Source organism: Shewanella xiamenensis, from assembly GCF_014647135.1.
GTDB classification, from domain to species: Bacteria; Pseudomonadota; Gammaproteobacteria; order Enterobacterales; family Shewanellaceae; genus Shewanella; species Shewanella xiamenensis.
On record NZ_BMOP01000002.1, the window covers coordinates 272,789 to 299,115 of the forward strand.

Below are 26,327 nucleotides of genomic sequence, written 5' to 3' on the forward strand. Positions count from 1 at the left end.
AGTAGAATTAGCCGCATCATTAGTCACTTATAGATGCAGAAAAATGGCTCAGTTTGTTTACAGCATGCTGCGGGTGGGCAAGGTTGTTCCTCCTAAGAAGCAGATCCTTAAAGACATTTCCTTAAGCTTTTTCCCCGGCGCTAAGATCGGTGTGTTAGGTCTTAACGGTTCTGGTAAATCCACCCTACTGCGCATCATGGCCGGTATCGATACCGAAATTGAGGGTGAAGCGCGTCCAATGCCGGGCCTGAAGATTGGTTACCTGCCGCAAGAACCGAAACTCGACCCAACGCAAACCGTGCGTGAAGCGATTGAAGAAGCGGTTTCTGAAGCCAAAAATGCCCTCAAACGCTTAGACGAAGTCTATGCAGCTTACGCCGATCCCGATGCGGACTTCGACGCGCTTGCCAAAGAGCAAGGCGAACTCGAAGCCATCATTCAGGCGCAGGACGCCCATAATCTGGACAACATCCTCGAACGTGCGGCGAATGCGCTGCGTCTGCCAGATTGGGATGAAAAGATTGAAGTGTTATCGGGTGGTGAGCGTCGCCGTGTGGCAATTTGTCGTCTGCTGCTGGAAAAACCAGAGATGCTGCTACTCGACGAACCGACCAACCACTTGGACGCCGAATCAGTCGCTTGGCTCGAACACTTCCTGCAGGAATACTCGGGCACCGTTGTGGCGATTACCCACGACCGTTACTTCCTCGACAATGCTGCTGGCTGGATTTTAGAACTTGACCGTGGTGAGGGTATCCCATGGGAAGGTAACTACTCTTCTTGGCTGGAGCAAAAGGATGCTCGCTTGAAGCAGGAATCTGCCGCAGAAAGCGCGCGTCAAAAGACCATTGCGAAAGAATTAGAATGGGTTCGCCAAGGCGCAAAAGGCCGTCAGTCTAAGGGCAAGGCCCGTATGGCGCGCTTCGAAGAGCTGAACACTAACGATTACCAAAAACGTAACGAAACCAACGAGCTGTTTATTCCGCCCGGACCACGTTTAGGTGACAAAGTCATCGAAGTGAAGAACTTAACCAAATCCTATGGTGACCGCGTCCTTATCGACAACCTGTCGTTCTCTGTACCTAAAGGCGCGATCGTCGGTATTATCGGTGCCAACGGTGCAGGTAAATCGACCCTGTTCCGCATGCTGTCAGGCAGCGAGCAACCCGATAGCGGCACCATTGAGATAGGTGAAACCGTGCAACTTGCGTCGGTTGAACAGTTCCGCGATTCGATGAATGACAAAAACACCATTTGGCAAGAAATCTCTGGTGGTCAAGACATCATGCGCATCAACAACATGGAAATTCCAAGTCGCGCCTATGTGGGCCGCTTTAACTTCCGTGGTGCAGATCAGCAAAAGATTATCGGTACTCTATCGGGCGGTGAGCGCAACCGTGTTCACTTAGCTAAACTGTTGCAGGCTGGCGGTAACGTACTGCTCCTCGACGAACCCACCAACGACTTAGACGTTGAAACCCTGCGCGCACTGGAAGAAGCGATCCTCGAATTCCCAGGTTGCGCTATGGTGATCTCGCACGACCGTTGGTTCTTAGACCGTATCGCGACCCACATTCTGGACTACCGCGACGAAGGCCAAGTGAACTTCTACGAAGGTAACTACACCGAATACTCGGCATGGTTGAAGAACACCTATGGTGCCGATGTGATTGAACCACACCGCCTGAAATACAAGCGTATGACGAAATAGATCGAGAATCTAGAATCTAGAATCTAGAATCTAGAATCTAGGCAAGCGTGCATCTGAGGAGGTTAACTCGAAAGGGTTAAGCTCCTTTTTATTGCATTGAATTTAGGGTGAGGATTTTCCGTTATTTAAGGCTGGCACTATATTCATGCTGGTTCATGCTAGCAAAGTAGGCCACTAGCATATCCATCATCACTCTTAATGCAGGCTGCATATGTTTACGGGATTGATATACGCCGTATACGCCCAAGGTTTGAGGTTGAAACTCCAGCAACAATGGCACTAATTCGCCAGTGTCGAGATAGGGCTTCGCCGCCCACAGGGGCTGCATGGCAATCCCCTCCCCCGCTAAAGTAGCGTTTAACACCACCATAGAATCATTGGCACTTAAATTACCTCTTACGGGAATATTAAAAAGCTGTCCCGCCTCGATACCATCAGGATGATTAATTTGAGTAAAACGCCACATCACATCGCCAAAGTAGGAATAGGTTAAACAGTTATGCCGAGTTAAATCCTCGGGATGGCTAATAAGTGAATGGGTGGCAAGATAACGCGGTGCGGCGCAGACCACGGACTCACATTCCCCTAAACGTCTGGCGATTAGACTAGGATCGAGCTCATTAGTGATACGTATGGCAAGATCAATACGTTCGGCAACTAAATCAACGGTTTGGCTGCTAACATGAAAGTTAACACTCGCCTGAGGATATTGGGCTAAGTAAGGACGCACGACCGTGGGAAGGAGTAAATGGGCCATAAATTGTGAGCAACTGATCCGCAGCAATCCTCGCGGTTGGGCGCTTTGTACATGACTGACCGCGGGGACTTCCTGCGCTAATTCAAGCAAGCGCTGGCAATAATCGAGCACTTGCTCGCCCGCACTGGTCAGGCTCAAACGTCTTGTCGAACGGTGCAGTAAGCGTGCACCTGACCATTCTTCCATCTCACTTAAATAGCGGGTCACCATAGAGCGAGACATATCCAACGCCTCTGCGGCGCCAATCATACTGCCCCGCTCAACGATAGTCACAAATACCTTTGCCGCTTCGAGTCTATCCATGGTTTATCCGCCCCTTGTGTTGATTGCCTTGCACTAAATAATCGGTTTCAAACGTTGATTCATCCGAATTATGCAACAAATAAGCGCAAGTTTCCGTGTTTATCTAACGTTTTTTGCAACCTAAACTAAGCTCACTTTTGCAGCAGTGCAAATCACCGAATCCTATTTGAATGAATAAGTGAGAACAGAAATGACACTATTGAATGCTCTAAAATTAACCTCTTTGAAACCCCAGTTAGCCGCAACCATGCTGGTGGCGGGAATGGCTACTGCTCAGGCAGCACCTTTGCAAGTGAGCCATTTTAATCCGGGCGAAAACAGTATTTTTGCGGTGTCTTCAAGCTTTATCAGCGGTGAACATGAAATGATGCTGGTCGATGCACAATTTCAAAAAAATGATGCCCAAACCTTAGTGGATACCATTAAAGCCAGCGGTAAAAAGCTTACCTTGATGTATATCAGCCATAGCGATCCGGATTTTTACTTTGGGTTGGATGTGATTAAACAAAACTTCCCCGAGGTCGAAATCGTCGCCACTCAAACTACGGTCGATGACATTAAAGCCTCGATGGACGGCAAGCTCGCCTACTGGGGACCGATTTTAAAGGACAATGCTCCGAGCCAATTAGTGCTGCCAAAAGTGGTCACCACCAATCGCTTTAGTATCGACGGTGAACAAGTGCTGATAGAAGGGCTAGAGGATGCTCACCCTAAGCATACCTTCCTGTGGGTACCGTCGGCTAAAACCATCACTGGTGGCGTTGAAGTGTTTGATAACACCCATGTTTGGATGGCAGATACCCAAAGTGTTGAGTCGCGTAAAGCCTGGTTAACCCATTTAGAAAAGATGGAAGCCTTATCTCCCAAAGAGGTTATCCCTGGACATTATCTCGGTGATGCCAGATTTGATAAGCGCGCCATCGCTTTTACTCGCGATTATATTAATGCCTTTGAAAAGGCAGCCAAAACAGCAAAAGATTCTGCGGACTTAATCGCCAAGATGCTCGCACTCTACCCACAAATTCCTTTAGATGCAGGGCTTGAGATCAGTGCCAAAGTCATCATGGGTGAAATGCGCTGGCCAATGTAAGGGAATAGGGGCATGGATATCTCCATGTCCCATTCAATCTGACATTCGCGCTTAGGCTAGCCCTTAAGCCAAAAAGCCAGAACAAAAGACTGTTTTTTGTAGGAATAATTGCGATGAACCCAACTATCAATACCACCATGAAAGCTAAGGCCGTGTTACATGCCATTATCGATCCCTTGTGCGGTTGGTGTTACGCAGCCGCACCGCTGTTTGATGCAGCAGCCGCTGCCGGATTTACCATCAAACTCCACGCAGGCGGCATGCTCACCGGCCCAAGGCGCAAACAGATAGATAACCAATGGCGCGATTATGTGATGCCCCATGATCAACGGATAGCCGCGTTAACCGGACAAGCCTTTGGTGAAAACTATTATGAAGGCTTATTACGTGATACCAGCATTGTACTGGATTCTGCGCCCCCCATTAGAGCTATGCTTGCCGTTGCAGCCTTAGGGGGCAATGAGCTAGCTTACCTACATGCAGTGCAACTCGCCCATTATCGCGATGGCAAAAACGCCAGCGATGAACAGAATCTACATCTTTTAGCGGAAAAAATGGGAATAGATGGCGCTGCCTTTACGAAGGAATTTGCCCAAAATGAAGACGCGTTTTACCAGCACATTTTGGCATCACGGGCGCTGATGAATCAGCTGGGTGCCCAAGGTTTCCCTTCAGTAGCACTCACGACAAGTGAGGGAAATCTGCGTTTACTCAATCACAGCCGTTTTTACGGTCATCCGAGCAAGTGGCTTGAGTATCTGAATGAACAAGTGTCTTAACACGCCACTTTCTTGAAAGTGCGCCAGTCTTACATTTTACTTATGAAGACTCAAACCTTGGCTTTTTGAGTCTGGGGTTTCCCCCTTAAACGATGGGATAAGTCACTATAGGATTTATCCCATCGGCATTTTCAATGTTGATACCACAGGCCAAGTTAACCCTGATTCTCGGGCGCAAGCTCGGCTTGCTTTGCCTGTTCTAGCGTAAAAGGCTCACTCCTTTTTACACATTCAAGTACCGCTTTCGCGTAGAGCGGAATCGGCTTATCCCGAGGTAAACGCGGTAATTGTGTACCTGGCAACCTGAGTAAATAGTCATTCACCTTAGATTCAAACCACGAGAAACGTATCAATTTAAATCCTTGATTCGTTTCTAAATAGCATTTGTAATCCTGTCGCTTCTCAGTTTCTGTCGCCAGCGCTGACCATTGGAATCCCGCTAGCAGCAACAAACCAAGGGCACCGTATTTCATCATAAGGCTATTACTCATCTCGACTCGTTAACTCTTTACATCATTGACTGATGTAATAATAAATTTTGTTCGTTGTTGGCCCGCCCCCAATACACTTAGGGTTACCACTTTCACATGTCGCCTCATCTGGCACCGCATTACCGATACCAATCAAAAACATATCTGGCGTTGGTACTTTAGCATTCGGGTCCTTAGGCTGCTCGGCAGGCGGGATCACCAACTGCGGCGTATCCAGTACCAACTCACCTGCATACAAATAATCTGTTTTGTAACCACGAGTGCCCCTGTGCAAATTCTTTTTATAAAGATAGCCTTTGCCCGAACTCAAACATTGGTTGACTGAGCCATCACTACCAGGCACAAAACTGCTGAAGTACACCTCCCCCCCGACTATGGTCGCAGACGACAGGCTTTTTTCGCCTTTACGAGAGAAGTTATAGTACCAACCTCGTTTTTGACTAAAAACGATTTCACTGGCCTGATCATTGGGCGCCGCCGAACTGACATCATATAAATCACTTAACTGTAGTGTTTTAGGCACAGGCTTTTGATTTGATTTACCTTGGAATGATTGAGTGACTATGTTTCTATCTTGCAATGCAAAAAACATATCCGAGCGAGACACATCACTTGGCTTTGCCCTGTGGCCACTCCCGACAACAATTGCGTCGTAAGGAATATTCTGTGATGTGACAACTTTGGTCGATGTTCCATTAACGACTTTAGTCAGCTCAAAGGTATTGGAGATCAAGGTCTGGGCCACTATAGGCCCAGAAAAGAATCGCCTATCTCCTGCCACTGAACTCTTATCCCCTAATGCGGCAAATTTAAATCCCGACCAGGTCGACACATTCGCGGAGGGCATATCCATCCGCCATACATTACCTTGGATATCTGTGGCATAGATTCTATCGGTATGACCATCACCATTGCCGTCTAATACAGCAACACTGCTTGGAATACTGTTGGCAATACCTGGCAATGGCGTGTTAGCCCCACTGCCGCCGAATTGATGGATTAACGCCCCCGTTTGCGCATCGACAATAAACACGCCACGGCCACTGCTGTCATCAGTACCAATCTCAGCGCCATCTTTAGTTGAAGGGGAATATCCCGCACCAAAGATAAGCACGGGTTTATCCCCTGAAGCGCTTGGAATCGTGGTAACTACAGGCGTCGACCAAGATTGCCCTAACTCGCCCATACCGGGTGAACTGGCATCTATCTTCCACATAAAACTGGGGTTATCAGGTGTGGTCACATCGAGGGCGTAATACGCATTGCCGCCTCGGCGCATTCCCACAAATACCCATGCCTTTTCAATCCGTTTGCCCTGCATTTTGGTGTAGGCAACTGGCGAGCCATCAATACCGTATACCGAGTGTACGCCCGTCGGCGCGTTAGCCTTGAGATCGCGAAAATTCGGCAGTAGCTCATAGGGGATAAATCCCCAAGTCTCAGACACGCTATCACCTTCATCCTTAAACATATGCAGGAACCCATGGTTTGTCCCGACAAGAATTCGAATATCGGGTTTAGCTTCAGAACCAAAATTGAGTGCTAAGGGCTTGGAATGTAGAGCATCTCCCATTATATCGGCGCGCCAATTTGGGGTTGCGCCACTGGCAGTACTTAAGTCCTGATTTTTATCGTTATCAACATCGATTCCCTTCGCCCAGTCAAATAGCCCAGTGAGTTCTGTTTCATCGACCCCCATATAGGTGGCTAAACGCACATTATCCCCAGCTTTTCGAGCTGCATTTGACAGAGTAAAAGCGCTCAATCCACTGCCAAAATTACTGTATAAAGTGCGACTAGTCGCCTGCTGCATCGCGGCTAGCACCCCACCACGCTTAACATCATTACCATCACCGCTGCTTCCGCATTCTTCAGCTGATGTCCAATAGGAGCAAGCATCGGCTTTGATATTGCCATCTTCGCCTATCACATTTTTGCCTTTGCTATCGACAACATCACCGTCACTGGTCACCTTGAACTTTTTAATATTCCCTAGCCATCTTGGTCCCTTATTAGGCAAGAACATAGAGTAATAAGCTGAATCAAAGGTTTGAGTACGATTGAAGTTATTGCTCGCTACCGAGGGGGAAGTAAAGCTGGCATTTTTTTCGAGGATATTATTTAAAGCCGTTTGCAATGAAGAACGCAATTGACTGGCATCGGTGGCATCAAAATACTTACCACCGCCATTATCGGCGGTTTGTTTCAGTAGGTGTTCAGCACTGGCTGCGCCTTCACTAAACCCAATGGTAAAGGTTCTAACGGTTTGTTTTCCGGCTAAATTAGGATTCACATCCTCAGTTCGCATCCAGCCAGAAAGCGCACTGAGATAACTTTTCGGGTTGGAGGTATGCTTACCTACACCATTGGTTAAACGCTCAATAATGCCATCGGCCGCGTTATCCAGCGTTGGCTCACCGTCGGTGATATAGACGATATACGCTTCATTTTGGCAAGGCTTAAACGGCGAATTGTACGTGTTACTTCCAATAATAAGCGCAGCTGGGTCAGTAAAGGGATTAGAACTGGCGTTGTAGGTACCTTGGTAACGCCCCCAATTATCGTAGTAATTATAATCGCTATCATCATCGCCAAAATACTGTTCCTGCCCACCAAAATAACGATAGGCTTCGTAGAGCGTTTCGCATAGCGGCGTATTTTGGGCATAACTAATAAGATTAACCCTTTTCAATAAATCAATTTTGGCTTGGGCGGACATAGTCTTAATCCCAGAGATAATCCGCCCACCGTCACGCGCACCATCACGTGGCCCATTCATATTAAAAATAGCTAAACCAAAATCCACACCCGGCGTAGTTAAAACCACACTTTCAATCGCATCTTGTGCCAGCTCTAGACGGGTTTTATTGACCTTCTTTTTAGTACCATGGTGCCATTTTAAATAATCTTCGGTATAAACAGTGACCACTTTGCCGGAGCCAAAACCTGTTTTCTGCGCCTTTGCCTTCGCGCTTGCCTTAGCACTCTCGGATGAGTGAATATTGACTGCCGTGTACCGAACGGGTTTAGCCGCAGAGCCTAAACTGTCAACGGGTAAACCGTTAGCCTCTCCTGCTGCATTACCGAGTCTTTCCTCTTGGATATCTTCAAAGCAATCGACAGCAGCTATCGAGCTACCATTTAGTTCAGAAAATTCTTTCCACGCACCAGTCCCCCCCGAAAAACCATACTCACGAAAGAAACCAGTGAAGGTGCCATACCGATTGAGGTAATCCCACGAGCTTTCACAGCCATTGAGTGCTGCATTAAACTGACGCATTTCACGCGAAGAGGCAGGATTAGGTAACTCAGCATTATCAGCCGAACCTCGGCTATAAAATAGCTTTCCCGACTGGGCATAGTTAGCATTACGTTTATTCTCGTAAGGAGCATCGACCCCATAGGCAAGATTACTCATACTGCCGGAGTTATCGAAAATGATCAGCACCTGCGGGCGCGAGCCATTACGGGCGGACGCTTCGAACACATAAAGCTCTGTATCATCAGCAACGCTTGACGCGGTAAATAAACTCGCCGCGCCGACAACGAGGCTCGAAATAATAAAAGCGACTATTGATGTTAACGTATGGCGGACGTTTTGAAGGCGAGATTGACAAATATGTTTCAATAAAACGTAATTAAGCGAAAAGATCATCAACGAGCTTTTCTGACATTTAAATAAAAACTGACTCATACAGTATGCGCATCTGTTATTAAGGAATAATAAAAGCACCTGCATTTACAAAACTAGGATTTAAATTGTTTAAAAAAGGCCAAATTAACCGCACAACAAACAGTAAGTTAACCGAACGTAAAACAGTAAAATCATAAACTTAGGTTACTTTCAGCAATTATTACCATTATGCACACCGAATTGACAACAAATAAATAAAAAATGTATCTAATAAAAATATCACCATCATAGTAATGAGCTAAAAAAATAAAAAAAGTGACACTTATGATATTGAGAATGCGCTATTAACGTTATAGGAAATAAAGGAGAACACCTGCCCCAAAAATATAAAAAATGCTATACCATTAATTTAACTTGCCAAAACAAAACAGGCTGAACAACAAACATAGAGATAAAGCATTCTCACCATGAAAATATCCCAACATAGGATCCCTTGCCCTACCAAGTTATTAACATTATGCTAACCAACCACGTTTAATAACTCAGGAGCTTTGAATGCACGCGCTCTTCCGCCATGGTTTAGGTCACTCGACACCTCAACCACAGAATATATCTTCGCTCACATTGAAGAAGAGACTGACTTCGGCTCAGGCTACACTGTTTACTTTGCTAAGTTTATTTTCTGTTGGCGCATTTAGCACTGAACTTACGCCATCATCCGTGACCGATGGTCCTTATGTTTTCCTCGACCAAGGTAACCAAAATACCGCCTACTGGATCTGCCAGAGTCAGTTAAAACAAACCCCTATCGCAAACAATCAATTGGCTCGCCCAAATGATTGTGGCAACTTGCCACAGCCCAAACGCCATACCGATGCTCCCAAAGTTGAAGCTGATACCTACACTCATGCAGGCAAGATAGTGGCCTTAAGCGATGTGCATGGGCAATTCGATGTGATGATTAACCTGCTGAAAGCCCATCAGATTATCGATGAAAATAATCACTGGGCCTTTGGTGACGGCCATATGGTCATGACGGGAGATATGTTCGACCGTGGTCACCAAGTTAACGAAGTTCTGTGGTTTTTATATGAGTTAGATAAGCAAGCCCAAGCCGCCGGTGGTCGATTACATTTACTTATGGGCAACCACGAGCAAATGGTGTTTCGCGGCGACTTACGTTATGTGAATGAGCGCTATCAAACCTCGGCGGGATTACTCAATCGCAGCTATGATGCGCTCTACAATAAAGACACCGAAATCGGCCGTTGGCTTCGCAGTAAAAACACGCTGGTGAAAATCAATAATCTGCTGTTTATGCACGGAGGAATAAGCCCTGAATGGGTCGAGCGTAAACTCAATATCAGCGATGCTAATCAGTTATTCCGTCAACATTTAGACGATAAAAAAGAAGATTTAAAACAAAACGATCTGTTGAATTTCCTGTTTTTCACTAATGGCCCCACTTGGTACCGTGGCTACTTTAAAGATGCACTCGCTGAACCCGAAATCGACCGAATCCTAAACTACTTTAAGGTTGATCATATTATCGTCGGCCACACTTCACAGGAACGAGTACTTGGACTTTACCATAATAAAATCATTGCAATAGATAGTAGTATTAAGGATGGTCAGTCAGGAGAATTATTACTGATAGACGACAATAAACTCACCCGCGGGCTATATAAGGGTGAGCAAGTAGCACTTTAAATCGATTCAGGGCTTATAGGTTTAATCCATAAGCCCTTTTTATTATTCAATAAAAGGATAACGAGTCGACTCCATATCGAGTAAGCGATAACTTACCTCTCTATACAAAATTCAACTCATCGGCTTAACACCCCCTATACTCAGCAAATAACGCTTTAACGTTAGGGATGCGTATGGACTTCAAACTGCTGATAAATTTAAGCCTTGTATTGCTGTTGCTAGGATTGCCTTCCCGCAGTTTTGCAGGACGAGATTTAAACTTAGTTGCGACCAATTATCCGCCCTTTTATGCCGATTCGTTACCCGAGCAAGGTGGCGTTGCCCAAGTCGTTAAAGAGGCCTTTAAACGCCAAGGCTACAATGCCAGTGTTAAGTTTTATCCCTTTGCGCGAGCAGCATTACTGGTAAAAACCGGCCAAGCCGATGGTATTATTGGACTTTGGTACCGCAAAGAACGTGAGCAATGGGCGCATTATTCTGCACCGATACAAGCCGTACAGATTGTCTTCTACAAACGTAAAGATAACCCGTTACGTTTTAGTCAATTAAGCGAACTTAAGCCCTTTACCATCGGCATTGGCCGCGGTTACGCCAATCCACCCGAAATAGCCGCCACAGGACTCACGACAGAGGAAGGTAATTCCGACGAAATGAATCTTAAGAAATTGTTTCTAAAACGCATTGACTTAGTGTTAATCGGCCACAATCTTGCTCAATATTTAATCAAGCAAAATCAAAGTGAATATGCCGATACTTTCGAGCAGGTAGGAGACCCCATCGCCACTGAGGTATTCCATCTGGGCGTCTCTTTGGCGATAACAGATCAGTCCACCTTGATCGACGAATTTAACAAAGGCCTTGAAAGCATGGGCCAAGATGGTCGTCTTGAGGCAATTTTAAGCCAGTATCCGCAAATTCAATCAGCCGTAGATCCGATAGAAAAAATACGAACACAAGCACATCCTTAGCAGAATAACTCAGCTATCGTATGCACTTCGAATGGGGCGAATGAGATTGCCATGGGGTATCTCGACACAAAACACAATTTCTTTCACTTTCGAGTGCTTAACTTTACAAACTTTTACCCACCTGATGACGGTTATTCACTAGAATAGCGCCATTAGTGCTAACGCCTGTTAACCGTCTTTGTGCGAGATAATTATTCCAATGAAAAAAACCATAATAGCCATTGCCTTAGTTGCGGCGGTTGCCGCCGCTGTGAGCTTTAGTGATGTATTGCAGGCTGCCAAACCCGAAAGTGCCCCCCAGCTTATGCGTACCGTGCCGGTTGTCACAGGGGAAGTGGTTGAACATCCACTGGCTCAATCTATTTCACTGATTGGTAAACTGGCCGCTGAGCGCGCAGTGGTGATCGCGCCGCAAGTCACCGGCAAAATTAAACAAATTGCCGTGACTTCGAATCAAACAGTGAAAAAAGGCCAGTTGCTAATCGAACTCGATGATATGAAAGCTCAAGCTGCGGTGGCTGAAGCTAATGCCTTTTTAAATGATGAAACCCGCAAGCTCAGAGAGTTTGAAAAACTTATCAGCCGCAATGCCATCACTCAAACCGAAATCGATGCTCAAAAAGCCAGTGTCGATATTGCCAGAGCACGCTTAGCCTCTGCGCAGGCGGATTTACATTATCATTCCCTTATTGCACCTTTTGCCGGTAAAACCGGGCTGATTAACTTTAGCGAAGGTAAGATGGTAAGTATTGGCACAGAGTTAATGACCTTAGATGATTTATCCAGCATGCGACTGGACTTACAAGTGCCTGAACATTTTCTGTCACAACTTAGCATTGGCATGCCAGTATCGGCCACCAGCCGAGCTTGGCCAGGACAAACCTTTATCGGCAAAGTGGTCGCCATCGATCCCCGCGTGAATGAAGAAACCTTAAACCTGAAGATCCGCGTACAATTTGAAAATAGCGATAATCGCTTAAAACCTGGCATGATGATGTCATCAACCATCACCTTCCCACCGATTTCAGCCCCCATAGTGCCAGTGCAAGCCCTAGAATATTCAGGCACTAAACGCTATGTGTATGTGGTTGGTGAGGATCATATCGCCCATCGCACCGAAGTGATTTTGGGTGCCCGTGTTGGCGACCAAGTGCTTATCGATAGCGGCCTTAAAATTGGCGATAAAGTGGTGGTTCAAGGGCTTGTGAATATGCGCGATGGCTTAAAAATCAATGAAGTCGCTCTTGAAGCTAAGAATAGTAATAACCGCCCAGCCAAGTCAGACGTCAACACTGCGGAGACGAAATAATGTGGCTGTCCGATGTCTCAGTTAAACGCCCCGTCGTTGCAATTGTTTTAAGCTTACTGCTATGCGTGTTTGGCTTAGTGTCCTTTACTAAACTTTCAGTGCGGGAAATGCCCGATGTTGAAAGCCCAGTGGTGACAGTCAGCACCAGTTATTCCGGTGCATCGGCAGCGATTATGGAAAGTCAAATCACCAAGACCCTTGAGGATGAACTCACGGGGATCAGCGGTATCGATGAAATCACCTCTACCACTCGTAATGGTAGCTCGCGGATCACGGTCAAATTCCTCCTCGGTTGGAACTTAACCGAAGGGGTGAGTGATGTGCGTGATGCCGTGGCCCGCGCCCAGCGCCGTCTGCCGGAAGACGCTAACGATCCTGTAGTATCGAAGGACAATGGCTCAGGCGAACCCTCCGTGTATGTGAACTTAAGTTCAACCGTGATGGACAGAACCCAGCTGACCGATTATGCCCAGCGGGTTTTAGAAGACAGATTCAGTCTGATCAGCGGCGTGAGTTCCATCAGCATTTCGGGTGGTCTTTATAAGGTCATGTATGTCAAGCTCAGACCCGAGCAAATGGCGGGGCGCAACGTCACCGTCACCGATATTACCAGCGCCCTACGTAAAGAGAACATCGAAACCCCTGGCGGCCAAGTGCGTAACGATACCACAGTGATGTCGGTGCGTACCAAAAGGCTCTATTACACCCCAAAGGATTTTGACTATTTAGTCGTACGCACCGCCAGCGACGGGACACCTATCTATTTAAAAGATGTGGCCGATGTTGCCGTGGGCGCACAGAATGAAAACTCCACCTTTAAAAGTGATGGTATTGTTAACCTAAGCTTAGGGGTGATCACTCAATCCGATGCAAACCCATTAGTAGTCGCTCAGGAAGTCCATAAAGAAGTCGATAAAATTCAAGACTTTTTACCCGATGGCACCAGTCTTGTAGTCGACTTTGACTCCACCGTCTTTATTGACCGCTCAATCAACGAGGTCTACAACACCCTCTATGTCACTGGCGCCCTCGTGGTGTTAGTGCTGTATATCTTTATCGGTCAAGCAAGGGCAACCCTTATCCCCGCGGTAACGGTTCCAGTATCATTAATCTCCGCCTTTATTGCCGCCAACATGCTAGGTTATTCAATTAACCTACTGACATTAATGGCATTAATCCTCGCCATTGGTCTCGTGGTCGACGATGCGATTGTGGTGGTCGAAAACATTTTCCACCATATCGAAAAAGGCGAAGAGCCGCTGCTTGCGGCTTACAAAGGCACACGGGAAGTCGGCTTTGCGGTCGTGGCAACCACCGCGGTGTTAGTCATGGTGTTCCTGCCGATTTCATTTATGGATGGCATGGTCGGTTTACTCTTTACCGAGTTTTCCGTGATGCTGGCAGTGTCTGTACTGTTCTCATCCCTCATTGCCCTCACGCTAACGCCAGTATTGAGTAGCAAATTACTCAAAGCCAATGTAAAACCTAACCGTTTCAATCGCATTGTGGATAGTGGTTTTGCGCGCATGGAAAGGGTTTACCGTGTGGGTGTAACCCATGCGATCCGCTTTAGATTACTGGCACCACTGGTCATTCTCGCCTGTATTGGCGGTAGTGCATGGTTAATGCAGCAAGTCCCCTCGCAATTAGCGCCGCAGGAAGACCGCGGTGTACTCTACGCCTTTGTGAAAGGCGCCGAGGGCACTAGCTATAACCGTATGACGGCGAACATGGATATCGTCGAAGACAGATTAATGCCACTCCTTGGCCAAGGTGTATTGCGTTCTTTCAGTGTGCAAGCTCCTGCCTTTGGTGGTCGTGCTGGCGATCAAACTGGCTATGTGATCATGCAGCTAGAGGATTGGGAACATCGCAATGTCACGGCGCAACAGGCGCTAGGGATTATAAGTAAAGCATTGAAAGATATTCCCGATGTGATGGTTCGCCCTATGATGCCAGGTTTTAGGGGGCAATCGAGTGAGCCAGTACAATTTGTACTGGGTGGCTCTGATTATGCGGAACTCTTTAAATGGGCACAGGTGTTAAAAGAGCAAGCCAATGCCAGCCCGATGATGGAAGGCGCGGATCTGGATTACGCCGAAACCACACCAGAACTGATTGTCAGCGTTGATAAAGAGCGCGCAGCAGAACTTGGGATCAGCGTCGATGACGTCTCACAAACCTTAGAAGTGATGCTCGGCGGTCGTAAAGAAACCACCTATGTGGATCGCGGCGAAGAGTACGATGTGTATCTGCGCGGTGATGAAAACAGTTTTAACAACGTCGGCGATTTAAGCCAAATCTATATGCGTTCAGCCAAGGGCGAATTAGTCACGCTCGATACGGTCACCCATATCGAAGAAGTGGCCTCAGCGCAAAGATTGAGCCATACCAATAAACAAAAATCCATCACCCTTAAGGCCAACATCAGTAAAGGTTACACCTTAGGCGAGGCCTTAACGTTCTTGGAAAACAAGTCCATAGAGTTATTACCCAAGGATATTTCCATTGGCTATACCGGTGAATCAAAAGACTTTAAAGAAAACCAAAGTAGTATTTTTATTGTATTCGGTTTAGCGCTACTAGTAGCTTACTTGGTACTCGCTGCGCAATTTGAGAGTTTTATCAACCCCCTAGTGGTGATGTTTACCGTGCCAATGGGAGTATTTGGAGGTTTCCTCGGCCTGTTAGTGACCAGCCAAGGTATTAACATCTATAGCCAGATCGGCATGATTATGTTGATTGGCATGGTGACCAAAAACGGGATCTTAATTGTCGAGTTTGCCAACCAACTGCGTGACCGAGGTTTAGCCTTAGATAAAGCCATTATCGATGCCTCAACCCGCCGTTTACGCCCGATTTTGATGACGGCCTTCACCACCTTAGTCGGCGCGATACCGCTGATTTTCTCAACGGGCGCAGGCTCTGAGAGCCGGATTGCGGTGGGGACTGTGGTGTTTTTCGGCATGGCCTTTGCGACCTTTGTCACCCTGTTTGTCATCCCGGCAATGTACCGTTTAATCTCGGCCGCGACCCATTCACCGGGTTATGTTGAAGCAAAACTCGAAGCGGCCATTAAAGCACAAGAGTTAGCGGCACAAGAGGCAGCGAAACAGCAGGAACAAACGGCAAAAGCCTAATTTATCGCCATGATGTAAACAGGCGCGAAATAATGCGTTTGCTTAAATCATAAAAGCCAAGGGAGCTGTCCCTTGGCTTTTTCATTTAGGTTTCAGATGAGTTCCTTCTATGTTTTATTCAACCTACATGATCTGCAAAATCAAGTCCGACGCATAACAGTGACAGCGCCTTTATCAGCTTTTTTAAACAACATACCGGCACAACACCGGCGCAATACTTTAAATAATCAATCCATTAACCTAACTAAAAATCCGTTAAGCAAAGCTAAACTCGGCCATTCCCGATTAGATCCATTGCTGTTTTTGCCTGCTCGCGCCATTAGCTACCTTGCTGTGCTATAGTGCGCAGAGTCTTCCAACTGATAGCCATAACTTATCCCTTGAAAAGAATCGCCCTCTTTGTCGATGTGCAAAACATTTATTACACCTGCCGTGAGGCCTATCAGCGCCAGTTTAACTATCGTCAACTCTGGCAACACTTGAGTGCGCAAGGAAATATTGTCAGTGCTGTCGCCTATGCCATTCATCGAGGTGATGATGGCCAGCTTAAGTTTCAAGATGCTTTGAGACATATCGGCTTTGAGTTAAAACTTAAGCCCTTTATCCAGCGCAGTGACGGATCAGCAAAGGGAGATTGGGATGTGGGGATCACAATTGATGTACTCGATACCGCTCCCAATGTGGATACCGTAATACTGCTTTCTGGCGATGGTGATTTTGCAATCTTGCTTGAGAAAATAACGCAAAAATATGACGTTAAGACAGAAGTCTATGGCGTCCCCCAACTGACAGCAAAATCACTGATGGATGCAGCAACACAGTTTAATCCGATTGATGATGCCTTACTGCTCTAACAACAATGAATATTAAGCTGAAAATTCTTGGGTTGATAATTGATAAAAATTATCTATATCTGCCAACAAAATACTGTAAACACCTGCATCTAACTGCCCTTTATCGACCATGGGCTGCATAATGTCGCCAATCTCTGATAGCGATAAAGAGCCTCGATAGGGTCGCTTTTGAGTCAACGCCTGAAAAACATCGACCACAGCAAGAATACGCGAAGGTAAATCTAATTGTCCCTGCTGCTTACTGAAGGGATAGCCTGAACCATCGAGACGTTCATGGTGATTTGAGGCCCATTCGCCTATTACAGACTTAGGGAAAAAACGATGTAAAGTATGCTCTGTATCAACAGTATGACGTTTGACAATCGAATACTCTTCCTTTGTTAATTTGCCTTCTTTATGCAGCAATAGGTCAGGCGTTTTGAGCTTACCGACATCATGTAACAATCCCGCAACGTACAATAATTCAGCATCGGTATCTGATACACCGCAGTCCTTTGCCACTAATTTTGCTAACAGTGCGACTTTTTCTGAATGGTGAAATGTAAAGGGACTCTTAGCATCAACTATTCGAGCTAAAAATCGCGCTAACTGCTTCACCCCCTCAATATCTAATTCTTTGTCGTAAAAGTGATTAGCTTTGAACTCCAGACCTAATAACTCAATATGAGTTGCATCCATGTTGTACCAAAAGCCATCCTTTTTGACCAGTTGACACATTGCATTGACCATTTCTGCTTCAAATAAGGTTCCACTATGGGCCAATAAATTCTCTGCGACCATACTTTCATGCAATGTAATCAGCTCCTCATGACAACCATGCGTATATCTGGCTCTTAAAAAGTCGGTACGATCCGCTAAGAAAATCAGTGCTGCAATATCACGGTCAAATACGGAAAGCTCATGGGATTGCAACTCAAGCCAAGGTGTGTGGTGGTAAAGAACGACAGGCGCAAAAACATCTAAAATCGGGCATTTAAGCAATGCCTCATAGCCACGTTGACTATGGCACTGCGCATCTTCTGGCTGCATTAATTTGAGCAGACGTAAGTGCTCTTCGGAGGAAGAAACGCCGCAATCATGAATAAGTCCGGCAAAATAGGCGAACTGCTTTTTTTCATCGGGCCAACCGAGCACATTCGCACATTCGTAAGCCATATAACCAACCCGATGACCGTGGTGCAAATCGTCCACCCCAACAAAATCCAATGCCGTCGCAACGGCTAATAAAGCATGCCTTACATCAATATTGACTTTGAAGTCATGGGGCTGAAAGGCATTCATTGAATTTTCCTAATAAATTATTTGTCCCTCACTAAAATATAGTCAATACCTTGATAATTAGCTGCAAAATACAAAAAAGGCCTGAAATTTCAGGCCTTTTTTATCGATATAAAATAGAACTTATGACACAGCTAAGTTAGACCTCTGATGCTGTACTATGACGGGCGCGTTTTGCTAAGGCATAGTAAAACAATGGTGTCAGGATCAAACCAAACAGTGTCACCCCTATCATGCCGGCAAATACCGCAACCCCCATGGCCTGACGCATTTCAGCCCCCGCGCCCGTTGAAAACACCATGGGTACCACTCCCATGATAAAGGCAATAGAGGTCATCAAGATGGGGCGTAAGCGTAAGCGGGCCGCCTCGAGAATTGACTCCATGACTTCCATACCATGGTCTTGTTTTTCCTTGGCAAATTCGACAATCAGAATCGCGTTCTTGGTCGCTAAGCCCACGAGGACGATAAGACCAATCTGAGTGAAAATATTATTATCACCGCCATAGATAAGCACGCCACTGAGCGCTGAGAGTAAGGTCATTGGGATAATTAAGATAATCGCCAATGGTAAACTCAAACTCTCGTACTGCGCAGCCAGCACCATAAACACCAGCAGGATCACCAGAGGGAACACTAACAAGCCTGTGTTACCGGCGAGGATCTGCTGATAGGTCAGCTCAGTCCACTCGTAGGTCATGCCTATCGGCAAAGTCTCGGCGAGGATTTTCTCAATCGCTGCCTGCGCTTGGCCCGAACTCACACCGGGTGCAGGGCCACCGTTAATCTCAGCCGTGGTGAAACCGTTATAGTGCATTACACGATCGGGACCTGCGCTCTGACTCACATTGATAAAGGAGCCGAGTGGGATCATATCGCCATTCACATTAGGCACTTTTAGCTGACTAATCTGCTGCGGGCTTTGACGGAATGCTTCGTCGGCCTGCATATTCACCTGATAGGTTCGACCGAAACGATTGAAGTCGTTGACATAGGTCGAGCCCATATAGGTTTGTAATGTCTGGAAAATTTGATCGAGCGACACTGCCTGCTGTTTCGCTTTAGTCCGATCGATATCCAGTTCAAGTTGTGGCACGTTCACTTGATAGCTAGAGAAAATCCCCGCTAATTGTGGATCGGCCCACGCCTTGTACATTACTTGTTGGGTCACCTGATACAAGGCCTCATAACCAAGGTTGGCTCTGTCTTGAATTTGCAGACGGAACCCTCCAATAGTGCCGAGGCCTTGCACAGGTGGCGGCGGGAAGATGGCAATAAACGCATCCTGAATACCAGCAAATTGCTGATTTAATTGCCCGGCAATCGCATTCGCCGACAGCTCAGGACGCTTACGTAACTCAAAATCATCTAGGGCAACAAACACGACGCCCGAGTTAGGACTATTGGTAAAACCGTTGATACTCAGACCGGGGAAGGCAATAGAGTGCGCCACACCGGGGTGATTTAAGGCAATGTCGGACATTTTCTTGATCACCGCATCGGTACGCTCGAGTGAGGCCGCATCCGGTAATTGGGCAAATGCCACTAAATACTGTTTATCTTGGCCGGGTACATAGCCCGTTGGAGTATTCACAAATTGCACGCCCGTAAGCGCAACCATGCCCAGATACACCAGTCCGATAATGCCGCCAAAACGGATCACCTTACGTACTAGATAGCCATAACCCTCTGATGCACGGTTGAATAAACGGTTAAAAGGCGTGAACAACCAAGCACCGAACAACTTGTCCATTAGACGAGTTAAACCATCCTTTGGCGCATTATGGCTCTTGAGTAACAACGCCGATAACGCAGGGCTCAAGGTGAGCGAGTTAATGGCCGAGATAAAGGTAGAGATAGTGATAGTCAGCGCAAACTGCTTATAAAACTGCCCCGTTAATCCGCTCATAAAGGCGGTAGGAATAAACACCGCGGCCAACACTAAAGTGGTTGCCACAATAGGCCCAGTCACTTCCTTCATCGCCTTTTGCGTTGCGGCAATTGGGCTTAAACCCGAAGCGATATTTCGCTCCACGTTTTCTACCACCACAATGGCATCGTCGACCACAATCCCGATGGCCAGCACCAGACCGAACAGCGACAGCGCATTAAGCGAGAAGCCCATCAAGTGCATAAAGGCGAAGGTTCCCACCAAAGACACAGGCACGGCCACCAGTGGAATAATCGAAGCGCGCCAAGTCTGTAGGAACAGCACCACCACTAACACCACTAAGAGCACGGCTTCAAGTAAGGTTTTGATCACAGCTTCAATCGAGCCACGCACAAACACAGTTGGATCGTACACAATCTCGTATTGCAGCCCTTCGGGGAATGACTTCGCCAGTCTTGCCATTTCGGCGCGCACATCGTCGGAGATTTGAATCGCATTCGAGCCTGATGCTTGGAACACTGGGATCGCTACCGCATCCTTGTTATCCAGCAATGAACGCAGCGCATAACTAGTTGCACCGAGTTCGACACGCGCCACATCCTTAAGACGGATCACCTCACCGTTTTGACCAACCTTGATGATAATATCTTCGAATTCTGACAGTTCAGTCAGACGCCCCTTAACGTTAATCAAGAGTTGGAAGTCGGCATTACCGCTAGGCTGCGCCCCTAAACTGCCCGCTGCCGCTTGCTGATTTTGCTCACGTACGGCGGCGATAATTTCAGTTGGCGACATGCCAAGCGCCGAGACTTTATTCGGGTCAAGCCAGATCCGCAGACTATATTCGCCCGCACCGAATAAACGCACCGCGCCCACGCCTTTGATGCGTGCTAACTCATCTTTTACGTTGAGCGCCGCGTAGTTAGACAAATACAGCATGTCATAACGGTTATCTGGCGACAGTAAATGCACCACCATGGTTAAGTCTGGCGATGATTTTTCTGTCACAATCCCGAGGCGTTGAACCTCCTGCGGCAAACGCGGCATAGCACGGTCTACCCGGCTCTGTACTTGGGTTTGCGCTCTGTCCACATCGGTGCCAATCGCAAAGGTGATGGTCAAGGTCATGCGTCCATCGGACGTCGCCTGCGATGACATATACAGCATGTCTTCGACGCCGTTAATTTCCTGCTCTAAGGGCGAGGCAACCGTTTCGGCGATGACTTTAGGGTTAGCGCCAGGGTAATTGGCGGTGACCACGACCGTTGGTGGCACCACTTCAGGGTATTCGGTAATGGGTAATTGCCAGACGGCAATCGCCCCTGTGATAAAAAACAGCAGCGAGAGAACGGCTGCAAATATCGGTCTTTTAATAAAAAACTGCGACAACATTCTGTTGGATTCCTTAACCGCGGCTCGCTACTTCAACGTCTGGAGTGGTGATATTTTCTTGATGTTTATCAAGCAGTAATTGAGCTTGACGAAGCGCCTCTAGCTGTTCGCTGTCGGCCATATCAACCAGGTGTGGCTCAATTTGCATCTTAGGACGAACCCTTTGCATACCATTGACGACGATTTTGTCGTCTGCCGCTAAACCTTGCTTAACAATGCGTAAACCTTGAACTTTTTCACCTAGGGTGACACCGCGATACTCCACGGTGCCATCGTTTGCCACCACTAAGACGAACTTGTTGTTCAGATCCGTGCCTACGGCTTTATCGTCAATTAAGATGCCGTCGTAGGCGCCACTACCTGCGGTACGTAATCTGGCGAACAGACCAGGGAGCAAGCTGTTGTCTTCATTGCTAAACGTGGCACGTACTCGAATAGTGCCCGTCTGTCTGTCCATCGAGTTATCGACAAAGTCCACTAGACCTATGTGTTGATATTCGCGTTCGTTAGCCAGCGCCATATACACGGGATTGTCGCCGGCACGAGGGTCTTTACGCTTTTTCTCGGCAGTTAACTTGACGTATTTCAGATAGGTTTGCTCATCCACATCGAAGTAGGCATACATGCTGGCGGTCGACACTAAGCTGGTTAACACACTCTGCCCCGCAGACACATAGTTACCCGCAGTGACATTGGCGTAGGAGGCTCGGCCATCAATCGGCGCGCGCACTTGGGTGTAATCTAAGTCCAACTCGGCGCGCAGCAGCGCCGCTTTCACAGAGGCCACGGCCGCCGTGGTTTGGCGTTTGTTAGACTCGCGGGTATCGAGTAATTCTGCCGATACTGCCTTTTGGGCAAAGAGTTTGCGGGCACGTTCTAAGTCGTTAGTGGCCAGTTGCTCAGCAGAGAGCGCGCTAGCAAGATCTGCTTTTAACCGGGCCACTTCCGCTTCAAACACACTTGCATCGATACGAAATAGCACATCGCCTTTTTTCACTAAGGCGCCTTCTTTAAAGTTTACCGACGCGATATAGCCTGACACGCGTGGCACTAAGGTCACACTCTCTGGCGCCTGCAAACGGCCGGTAAATTCATCCCACTCGGTAACGCGCTCATGCAATACCTGCGCAACATCGACCTTAGGTGCACCCGGTGCTTGCCCCTGCTGGGCTTCGGGTTCACCACAGGCCGAAAGGACAAAAGCCGCCACGGCAGTCAACATCAATATCCGTAAAGGTTGGTTACTTTTCATCTTACAATCCTCATGTGGCAGGCATTTATCTCGTTTAAGACAGACATCAGTAATAGGCACTCGGTCAAAACCAATAAATACCGACTGGTAAAAAATATTATGTACTGAGCGGTAATATATAGTGTAAAATGACCCTGTCAACAGATTTTTGTACCGATGAGTATTTAATTTTTTGTGACAGCGTGAAACTTTGTAGTTAAGCCTTTGAGGTAATTAGGGCGTGTTGACGTTTCGAGATTAGATTTTGTTCGTTCTGGCAAGCACGTGCTCGCGAAACGAGGAATGATGTGTAGTGATTCTACTCAAATGACGAGCGGCTCTTATGACAGAAAGTAAGAGCAAGGGCTTGCCAGACGAACCCTTCGGGCAGCATTTGGCTGGCGTTTCTGCTGCGTTATCGTCCGTTTATGTAGAATAACTACACTGCACGGACGTTGCCTTGCATAAAAGCCAGCTAAATTGCTGCAAAAATAACCCTGAAACGTCAATACGCCCTAGCCACAGCGAACGTGTTATGTGGGCTTGAATGGACGATATATTTTGGTGAGTTACTCACCTAACCCGCAGACAGCAGGCAAGAGTGGCTGGACATGAACTAAACCCATGTCTATCCTAGGGGCAATTGAGAATTGAGGAGCCTAATGATGTCAACCGTCACCCAGACGCCCTGCGTAGGTCGTCCACGAGCCTTCGACGCCGACGATGCATTGGCCAAAGCCTTGGAAGTCTTCTGGCGAAAAGGTTTTGAAGGTACATCGTTAACCGATCTCACTCAGGCCATGGGCATCAACAAACCCAGCCTTTACGCCGCCTTTGGTAATAAAGAGCAGCTGTTTCTGAAAGCGATCGAGTTATACGAACAGCGCCCCTGTGCGTTTTTCTATCCTTCTCTTGAAAAAGAAACTGCCTATCAAGTCGTTGAATCTATGCTCTATGGCGCTGCATCCTCCTTAGTGGATGAGAGCCACCCCCAAGGTTGCTTGATAGTACAAGGCGCCCTCGCCTGTAGCGAAGCAGGACAAGCGATTAAAGAAACTCTTATCACCCGCCGTCGTGATGGTGAACAGGCTTTATGCGAACGCCTGCAACGAGCAAAGGATGAAGGCGATCTTCCCGCGGATGCCGATCCGCTGCTACTGTCTCGATATATTGGCACAGTGCTGCAAGGCATGGCTGTGCAAGCCACCAATGGCATTTGCCCCAATGAATTACGCAAAGTGGCTGAGTTAGTGTTAGCTAACTTTCCGAAAAATAATCCGTGATAGCACGATTAGCATATGACTATTGACATAAACCCCAGTGAACACTGGGGTTTATGCTTTTAAGACGCTAAAAAAATCGAGATGAGTATCGAGTTAACACTGGACTTGATGAGTGACCAGACTTGGACGCAGCAGATTGTCATGGACGGGACAACGATTACACACAGTATCTAAAAACTCATTCTTTTCTGCATCGGTTAAGTCGGCGTCTATGCTGGCATTGATGGCGATTTCTTTAAATCCAACAGGATCGTCCGAGGGTTGGCCTAATAATCCCGCCGAATTCATCACGGCTCTTACATGCACATCAAACTGATGGATGGTAATATTGCGTTCACGCGCAACCATCTTAGCTATCGCAGAAATGCAGCCACCAAGCGAGAATAAAAAAGTCTCTAAAGGGTTAGCTCCTTCATTGGTAGCGCTAGGTTGATCAATAACCAGTAAATGCTCCCGCACCTGCGCTGTAACCTTCCAACCGCTTGCCATATGTGTGGTGACTTCAACAACTTTTTCAGCCATAACAAACTCCATTAGTTTTATTTCAATCAGATTATTCTAATGATGTTAACATGAAAAGTCACAAGCTAAGATCACAGTTTATAAAGTCAGGTTAGGAAGTCAGTGTATGGGTTTAACCTAGATATCTAGAGTGTAAGGTTTTAATTAAATCGCGATACATGTCAGTTATTCTGCACAGACAAACCAATGAAAATCCAAGCCATCGAAGTAAAAAAGGCATTAAAAAGCCCCTTTCAATAACATTGAAAGAGGCCAAGTATGCGTTAAAGCGTTATCGCACTATCCACTTATAGCACTATCCACGTTGCCTTGATTTCAGTGTATTTATCAAAGGAGTGTAGAGATTTATCTCGGCCATTACCCGATTGCTTATATCCACCGAAAGGTGCTGTCATATCGCCGCCATCATAATGGTTAATCCACACCATACCACTACGCAATGCTTTAGCCGTTTTATGCGCCTTGCTGATATCCGCTGTCCAAACACCTGCCGCTAAGCCGTAAATGGTATCGTTAGCGATCGCAATCGCCTCCTCCATACCATTGAATTCAATGACAGATAATACAGGGCCAAAGATTTCCTCACTGGCAATTTTCATTTGGTTTTTCACATTTGAAAATACCGTTGGCTGCACATACACACCGCCCGTTTCGGCCAGCACTTGTTGTCCACCATGCACTAAGCTCGCGCCCTCATCTTGGCCCGCCTTGATATAGCTTAAGATGGTATCTAATTGCTGCTTATCGACCACTGCGCCGCTAACGGTAGCAGGATCCAGTGGATGCCCAGGCTGCCACGTGGCGAGCTCTTCTGCTATAAGTGCAATCAGCTGATCTTTAACACCAGCTTCCACCAGTAAACGCGAGCCTGCGGTACAAACTTCACCTTGGTTAAAAGCAATGGCTTCAGCGGCAGCCACAGCCGCTGCTTTAAGATCAGGCGCATCGTTAAATACGATGTTCGGGCTTTTACCGCCCGCCTCTAACCAGACCCGCTTCATATTCGACTCGCCAGCATAAATCATTAATTGCTTGGCGATTTTTGTTGAGCCAGTAAAGACTAAGGTATCCACGTCCATATGCAGCGCCAGTGCTTTGCCGACGGTATGGCCATAACCGGGGAGCACGTTTAGTACACCTTTAGGGATCCCAGCTTGAACGGCAAGCTCGGCAATACGAATGGCGGTGAGCGGTGATTTTTCAGAGGGTTTAAGGATAACACTGTTCCCCGTCACGAGTGCTGGGCCTAACTTCCAGCAGGCCATTAGTAGCGGGAAATTCCAAGGCACAATCGCTGCCACCACGCCCACGGGTTCACGAGTAATCATGCCGATTTCATTATGTGCCGTCGGCGCCAGCTCATCGTAGAGTTTATCAATGGCTTCCCCCGACCAACGGATGGCACGGGCAGCGCCGGCAATATCTACCGCCTTTGAAAAACGTATCGGTTTACCCATATCCAACGTTTCTAACAGAGCGAGTTCATTGGCATTTTCTTCCAATAACTCGGCAAAACGGATCATCACTTGTTTACGTTTAACAGGCGTAGCCTTTGACCATACCCCAGACTCAAAAACCTCACGAGCATTAGCCACGGCGATATTGGCGTCCATCAAATCGCAACTGGCAACTTGCGCTAATAAACGGCCATCGATTGGACTGATGCAATCAAAGGTATTGCCTGATGTCGCATCTCGATACTCGCCGTTAATAAAAGCCTTACCATTGATTGCTAGGCTTGCAGCGAGGTTTTCCCAATCGCTCCGTGTTTTAGGTGTACTCATGATGACCTCTTAATCGTTTGTATTCGTTTATTTTATCTTTATTGGGATAAGGGCTATCTCGACTAACAACTGCCAAAGATGACCTAAGGCTGTAACTGCTGCCTAGATTACGCTTTTAAGACATCAAAATTCAATATTTTTTACAAAAATAGCATTTTTGCCACAAATAACTGCACACGCCTCTTCCATGTTCATTATTT

At 47.0% G+C, this 26,327-nt stretch carries 17 protein-coding genes and 1 pseudogene; 10 read left to right on the top strand and 8 right to left on the bottom strand.

Going from position 1 to position 26,327, the window contains the following annotated elements; all coding sequences use genetic code 11:
• Window positions 1-43 precede the first annotated feature (43 nt).
• Window positions 44-1,711: an energy-dependent translational throttle protein EttA gene (ettA, locus tag IEY09_RS02830; protein ID WP_188869742.1), complete on the top strand. Its 1,668-nt coding sequence runs from the start codon at window positions 44-46 to the stop codon at window positions 1,709-1,711.
• Window positions 1,712-1,832: 121 nt separating this feature from the next.
• Here the strand turns inward: ettA and IEY09_RS02835 are convergent, their stop codons facing one another.
• Entirely contained in the window at window positions 1,833-2,771 is a 939-nt protein-coding gene (locus tag IEY09_RS02835) for a LysR family transcriptional regulator (RefSeq protein WP_188869744.1), read from the bottom strand.
• A 190-nt stretch (window positions 2,772-2,961) separates the two neighbouring features.
• On the opposite strand from IEY09_RS02835, the gene IEY09_RS02840 reads away from it, so the two are divergent.
• Together IEY09_RS02840 and IEY09_RS02845 are read left to right on the top strand one after the other, a co-directional pair.
• Window positions 2,962-3,861 carry an MBL fold metallo-hydrolase gene (locus IEY09_RS02840; RefSeq protein WP_188869746.1) on the top strand — a complete coding sequence of 300 codons (900 nt, stop codon included), beginning with the start codon at window positions 2,962-2,964 and terminating at the stop codon, window positions 3,859-3,861.
• A gap of 113 nt (window positions 3,862-3,974) precedes the next feature.
• A complete protein-coding gene (locus tag IEY09_RS02845) occupies window positions 3,975-4,640 on the top strand; it encodes a DsbA family protein (protein ID WP_188869748.1) in 666 nt (221 codons plus the stop codon).
• A gap of 155 nt (window positions 4,641-4,795) precedes the next feature.
• Here IEY09_RS02845 and IEY09_RS02850 read toward each other — a convergent pair whose 3' ends face one another.
• Together IEY09_RS02850 and IEY09_RS02855 are read right to left on the bottom strand one after the other, a co-directional pair.
• A complete protein-coding gene (locus IEY09_RS02850) occupies window positions 4,796-5,131 on the bottom strand; it encodes a TapY2 family type IVa secretion system protein (protein WP_188869750.1) in 336 nt (111 codons plus the stop codon).
• Window positions 5,132-5,153: 22 nt separating this feature from the next.
• Window positions 5,154-8,786, bottom strand: a complete 3,633-nt coding sequence (locus IEY09_RS02855; protein WP_229777657.1) for a pilus assembly protein — start codon at window positions 8,784-8,786, stop codon at window positions 5,154-5,156.
• Between the two features lie 534 nt (window positions 8,787-9,320).
• Here IEY09_RS02855 and IEY09_RS02860 point away from each other — a divergent pair.
• The 6 genes and pseudogenes from IEY09_RS02860 (at window position 9,321) to IEY09_RS02880 (ending at window position 16,746) form a co-directional block, all read left to right on the top strand.
• Entirely contained in the window at window positions 9,321-10,475 is a 1,155-nt protein-coding gene (locus IEY09_RS02860) for a metallophosphoesterase (protein ID WP_188869754.1), read from the top strand.
• A 173-nt stretch (window positions 10,476-10,648) separates the two neighbouring features.
• Window positions 10,649-11,443, top strand: coding sequence for a substrate-binding periplasmic protein (locus IEY09_RS02865; RefSeq protein WP_047534748.1), 795 nt, complete (start codon window positions 10,649-10,651; stop codon window positions 11,441-11,443).
• Window positions 11,444-11,642: 199 nt separating this feature from the next.
• Window positions 11,643-12,752, top strand: coding sequence for an efflux RND transporter periplasmic adaptor subunit (locus IEY09_RS02870; protein WP_037421088.1), 1,110 nt, complete (start codon window positions 11,643-11,645; stop codon window positions 12,750-12,752).
• On the top strand, window positions 12,752-15,892 hold the full coding sequence (locus tag IEY09_RS02875; RefSeq protein WP_055648308.1) for a multidrug efflux RND transporter permease subunit: 3,141 nt from the start codon (window positions 12,752-12,754) through the stop codon (window positions 15,890-15,892). Before IEY09_RS02870 ends, IEY09_RS02875 begins: the two co-directional genes overlap by 1 nt.
• 155 nt (window positions 15,893-16,047) lie before the next feature.
• A pseudogene (locus IEY09_RS20195) lies at window positions 16,048-16,119 on the top strand (helix-turn-helix domain-containing protein); the annotation flags it as partial.
• 153 nt (window positions 16,120-16,272) lie between these two features.
• Window positions 16,273-16,746 (top strand): LabA-like NYN domain-containing protein, encoded by a 474-nt coding sequence (locus IEY09_RS02880; RefSeq protein ID WP_188869756.1) that lies wholly within the window; start codon window positions 16,273-16,275, stop codon window positions 16,744-16,746.
• A 12-nt stretch (window positions 16,747-16,758) separates the two neighbouring features.
• On the opposite strand, the gene IEY09_RS02885 is transcribed toward IEY09_RS02880, so the two are convergent.
• From IEY09_RS02885 to IEY09_RS02895, 3 genes are all read right to left on the bottom strand, one after another.
• Entirely contained in the window at window positions 16,759-18,027 is a 1,269-nt protein-coding gene (locus tag IEY09_RS02885; protein WP_188869758.1) for an HD-GYP domain-containing protein, read from the bottom strand.
• Window positions 18,028-18,163: 136 nt separating this feature from the next.
• Window positions 18,164-21,307, bottom strand: a complete 3,144-nt coding sequence (locus IEY09_RS02890; protein ID WP_188869760.1) for an efflux RND transporter permease subunit — start codon at window positions 21,305-21,307, stop codon at window positions 18,164-18,166.
• 13 nt (window positions 21,308-21,320) lie between these two features.
• Window positions 21,321-22,559, bottom strand: coding sequence for an efflux RND transporter periplasmic adaptor subunit (locus IEY09_RS02895; RefSeq protein WP_188869762.1), 1,239 nt, complete (start codon window positions 22,557-22,559; stop codon window positions 21,321-21,323).
• Window positions 22,560-23,200: 641 nt separating this feature from the next.
• Here IEY09_RS02895 and IEY09_RS02900 point away from each other — a divergent pair.
• Window positions 23,201-23,821 (top strand): TetR/AcrR family transcriptional regulator, encoded by a 621-nt coding sequence (locus IEY09_RS02900; RefSeq protein WP_188869764.1) that lies wholly within the window; start codon window positions 23,201-23,203, stop codon window positions 23,819-23,821.
• Window positions 23,822-23,914: 93 nt separating this feature from the next.
• On the opposite strand, the gene IEY09_RS02905 is transcribed toward IEY09_RS02900, so the two are convergent.
• The gene (locus IEY09_RS02905) at window positions 23,915-24,343 is read right to left on the bottom strand and encodes an OsmC family protein (protein WP_140907385.1); all 429 of its coding nucleotides are present in this window, start codon (window positions 24,341-24,343) and stop codon (window positions 23,915-23,917) included.
• 287 nt (window positions 24,344-24,630) lie between these two features.
• The gene (locus IEY09_RS02910; RefSeq protein WP_188869766.1) at window positions 24,631-26,127 is read right to left on the bottom strand and encodes an aldehyde dehydrogenase; all 1,497 of its coding nucleotides are present in this window, start codon (window positions 26,125-26,127) and stop codon (window positions 24,631-24,633) included.
• Window positions 26,128-26,327 lie beyond the last annotated feature (200 nt).